Raw genomic sequence first — 3,787 nt, 5'->3', positions numbered from 1 at the left:
TCCTTAAGAGGCTTAAAATTACAGAAATCCTATCCAACAGGCAACCATTTTAACACAGTATCTTGCCCTACCCCTTATAGGGACGTTTAACTTTGCAGTAATCAACTCATAATTAGCAAACTGCTATTGCTTAACGTGCCATATTTCCGTTTTCTGAGAGCCCGCCTTAAACAAGAACTATATTTCGTACACGTTGCTTTTGGCGATGCGCCAGGTGCTTTGTTTAACCAAAACAAACTGCCCTACCACGCCTTCGATTGGCAACCCAATTCGAACTTCTGCAGCATGATTGTCCATTGCAAGTATTTGAATCGTCACCACCGGCTTTCGCTTTTCGTTTTGGTGTTCATCGTAAACTAGCGGGGGGCTGCCCTTGATGGTCAATACAAGGTCTTGCAGCCCTCCCAAAGTGGCATTATTATAGGCAGCAGATGGCTCAAAGCGAAAGTATATCACCTCGGCTTTGCGGCTGTAATGAGAGGTGAATTTCACCATCTCATTACTGTTTAATACCTGATTAAGCACCATTTGCACGTCTGTGTGCTGACTTACCTTGTCAGGTTGGCGCGCCCCAAACAAGAACAGAAACAAGGCTAAAATAAGCTTCATACTGACCGTTTTTATGGCTTTTTTATGAACTGAATCATGATTTGTCCGGCGTTGCCTTCTCCCAGTTCCACCCCAAAAACGGTTTGTTCAAATATCGTTCCTTCTTCGCCAGGGTAATCCCTTCCCGTCAGGTTGTCGCCAAAGTGGACGTATTCGTGTAACAGAGAAACCGCAAGGTAAAAGGATAAAGCATCGCTGGCTGAAGCCGAAGTAGTATGCTGGAGTTGGTTGATAAAAGCGCCGTCCAACGTCAAAACGTTTGGATTTGCTGGATCAAATTGTCCTATCACTGGGTTTCCGAATTTATCGACAGGCTGACCAATTTTGACTTCCGGACCTTGACCGTATGTCAAATCAGATATTATCTGAGCTTGCGTTCTCCCGCTGAACGCAATTAGCCCATTTAATAGCTTGGAATTGTTTTCTACAAGGGACCGGAGGTTCTCAAGCGTCTGAACCAGTTTGGGGGCAATGACTGCGTAAGCGGGGTTGATGCGAAATTTTCCAGAAGTCACCGTTGTCGGTGCGCTTGGCGTGCCCTCACCGCCTCCAGTACCAGTAATAGTTGGGGAGTCAATCGGGCCGCTAGGATCAGAAGGCGGTTGGGGGTCTGAAGGATCCAGATTCCAGGGAAACGGGTCGTGGGGCGGGTCAATTGGTGGGTGCGTAATAACAATTTCGGGTAGCTCCTCTTCATTATGCACCCCGGTCGCCGTGGGCGCCGTGCGTGGCTCCGGCAGCTCGTCCGTGCAGCCCGTGAGCAGCCCGAAGGTGCCTAGTAGAATGCCTAATGACCGCCGCAACGGGCGGAATGTCTGCTTGAAAAGGAAGGTCGTTTGGAAAGGTGTTGGCATGAAATCAACAAAGAAAATGTATTGTATGATCGTACGGATGGTACATCAGTCCAGCTAGTGAATTGCTAAACCAGCACAAGGCACCCAAAAGAGGGGGCTGGTACTAGCTACTCGATGCTTCTTAATTAGGCGCTACCACCGCCATAGACGGTATTCTAAACCCATCGTAGCAATCAAAGCACCCGAAGCGACCTTCTGACGGCTTTCCGGTATCCTGATTCAAGGGTGCAGGCCAGCGATGAACTGTTGGATCACCCTTTTAACCAAGACCGGCATTTAGGAGCAGTCGAGCAAGGCCTTAACCTGCCACTCCTTACTCCCAAGCCACGTTAGCCGCTACAGGATGGCTACGCCGGGCTTTTGCTGGTTCGCAATCGGGTCGTGCCCATTGGCCATCGGTCGGCCCTGACTAGAGACGGAGCGCGCCGGAATGACGGGTTGGCAGAGCAGGGGGCCTTTGTCGCCATGAAGCGAGGCGGGTTTAGTAGACATAGCGGCAAGGAAGGAAAGAACTTGTTGCAGGGCAAAGGTACCCTGTAGCTGCATAGCGTAGTTTATAATATACCGATTTGTGAGAAAAATACCACATGCCGGCAGGGGGATGGGGGCCAGAACCTAGCTTTATTCCGGGAGCGGGTTCATAAGCCGAATTATGTAATTGAACAAAAGGGGCAAAAAGAGGTGGCCCAAAGAGGATATTCTTACTTCATTTTATTTAATTATATAAATAAATTTATAATTTACACCTCGAAATCGTGCTAGGGTGGGACTTCCGGTCCGACCACAACCGGCGTGGTATTTTTCCAAGCGTTATGATTTGGTAATGCCCTCGTTCCTCCTACCCGTCTTCTTTTATTTTCACTTGCTCGTACTTTTGCCCAGCCGCGTTCCGTTACCTGCTGACGTTCCTGCTCACTGACGCGACTTCATTCACCTCCCCCCACGCTCCATGCACCAGCTTCTGAAAACCGCTTTATTCTCGCTCGGCCTCTTGACGGCCGCCTGCTCCTCCCACGAGCAAGACCCCACCCCGGCTGCACCCACGACTACCGCTACCGCCAGCAACGACCTCACCACCTACCCCGCTGAGGGCAAGAACGTGGTGCGTATTTCCACTCCGTTCCTCTATAGTAAGCCTTTTCTGGCCTCTTCTGGTGGCCTGGCACCCGATGCTGGTGGTGGAGTCGACAACCGTGCGAATGAAGAAGCTGTACGCTATTTGTACCTCGCGATACTGGGCCGCGCGGGCAGCTCTACGGACGTGACTGCCTGGGTCAACGCTTATCGCAACAACCCGAACGGCTTCTACCTCGTCCGGGAAGCCTTCGCTACGACGACGGAGACGCGCAACAACATTGCCCAGTTCTACCGCTCCTTTCTCGGGAGGGAAGCAAATGTGACGGATATCAACTATTGGGTAGGGCAGCTCGCCCAGAAGGAAAGCTTGCGCTTGATTGCCCAAGATATCCTGCAGAGCCAAGAAGCGGCTGCTAAGGGCTACCCCGGTGCCCTCGACTATGGCGATCCAGGGGCACTATTCGGCACCCGCGTTACGGCCACGGCGGCCGGCCTGCAGTCGGTAAGGGTGTTTCTTCCCCGATAGATCTGGAGCATTAGGGCCGCTTGGGCTATGGTGAACCAGTAACATCTGCTACGAGGAGTCGCGGCTCTGCGGTGGTCCCTGAACCTGCTATAGATTCGCTCTGAGCGTACCCTTGCTGCTCAGCAGTTTCCTCGTGGCGATGCCAAGAGCGCACGGGCGAAGAACATCTCCCGTAGATTCTGCCTTGAACCACCAAAGGGCCAACTGTGCAAACGGTTGGCCTTTTGTCGTTCGGGGCCTTCCGGGCGGGCTCCGCACAAGGGTTCTCGTTACAACGGGGCGAGCAATTACTATTAGCTTCAAAGCGTTGTTTATTCATACGCTTTGCTAACGTCTTGTAAAGTGTCCGTTTTATGAGGCGAGCACTAGCGAGGCAAGGAGTGGTCGAAGCTATCCGGCTGATTGCCTTTTGCTGGCATCTCGCGAGTCAATGCACCATCTCCAAAAGGCGTATTGAGCGAGTGAAACGCTTACCGCAATTTTTCGCCCCGTTGGATACTGTTGGCGAATTCGTTTTGGGGTAGAAGGGCTATTTGTGGCGTATCGTTAACTGGTTAAATGCAGTACCTTTAGTTCAGAAGCGTTAGGCTGCCTTCGAGCGATTAATGCCTCCAGCAATGGCTTGAGGTGAATTCGCCAACAGTATCCCGTTGTAATGACCTCCTCCCAGTAAATATAGACCAAGCTAAAGTAGAGAAATCAGGCACTTGTCGTACCTTAA

General features: G+C 51.4%; 4 protein-coding genes. 1 reads left to right on the top strand and 3 read right to left on the bottom strand.

All coding sequences use genetic code 11. The features are described from left to right. Positions 1 to 177: 177 nt before the first annotated feature. From WX88_RS26380 to WX88_RS26370, 3 genes are all read right to left on the bottom strand, one after another. The gene (locus WX88_RS26380) at positions 178 to 609 is read right to left on the bottom strand and encodes a hypothetical protein (RefSeq protein WP_046247428.1); all 432 of its coding nucleotides are present in this window, start codon (positions 607 to 609) and stop codon (positions 178 to 180) included. 11 nt (positions 610 to 620) lie between these two features. Beyond that, the gene (locus tag WX88_RS26375; RefSeq protein WP_046247427.1) at positions 621 to 1,463 is read right to left on the bottom strand and encodes a hypothetical protein; all 843 of its coding nucleotides are present in this window, start codon (positions 1,461 to 1,463) and stop codon (positions 621 to 623) included. A gap of 336 nt (positions 1,464 to 1,799) precedes the next feature. Continuing rightward, on the bottom strand, positions 1,800 to 1,955 hold the full coding sequence (locus WX88_RS26370) for a hypothetical protein (protein WP_156176475.1): 156 nt from the start codon (positions 1,953 to 1,955) through the stop codon (positions 1,800 to 1,802). A 457-nt stretch (positions 1,956 to 2,412) separates the two neighbouring features. On the opposite strand from WX88_RS26370, the gene WX88_RS26365 reads away from it, so the two are divergent. After that, positions 2,413 to 3,066 (top strand): DUF4214 domain-containing protein, encoded by a 654-nt coding sequence (locus WX88_RS26365; protein ID WP_046247425.1) that lies wholly within the window; start codon positions 2,413 to 2,415, stop codon positions 3,064 to 3,066. The last annotated feature ends 721 nt before the right edge of the window (positions 3,067 to 3,787 follow it).

This window comes from Hymenobacter terrenus (genome assembly GCF_000972495.1).
GTDB classification, from domain to species: domain Bacteria; phylum Bacteroidota; class Bacteroidia; order Cytophagales; family Hymenobacteraceae; genus Hymenobacter; species Hymenobacter terrenus.
This window is presented reverse-complemented; position numbering and strand designations above follow the sequence as displayed.

Coding starts and splice junctions, on each gene's coding strand:
- WX88_RS26370 (WP_156176475.1), bottom strand. CDS start 1,955: ATGTCTACTAAACCCGCCTCGCTTCATGGCGACAAAGGCCCCCTGCTC.
- WX88_RS26365 (WP_046247425.1), top strand. CDS start 2,413: ATGCACCAGCTTCTGAAAACCGCTTTATTCTCGCTCGGCCTCTTGACG.
- WX88_RS26380 (WP_046247428.1), bottom strand. CDS start 609: ATGAAGCTTATTTTAGCCTTGTTTCTGTTCTTGTTTGGGGCGCGCCAA.
- WX88_RS26375 (WP_046247427.1), bottom strand. CDS start 1,463: ATGCCAACACCTTTCCAAACGACCTTCCTTTTCAAGCAGACATTCCGC.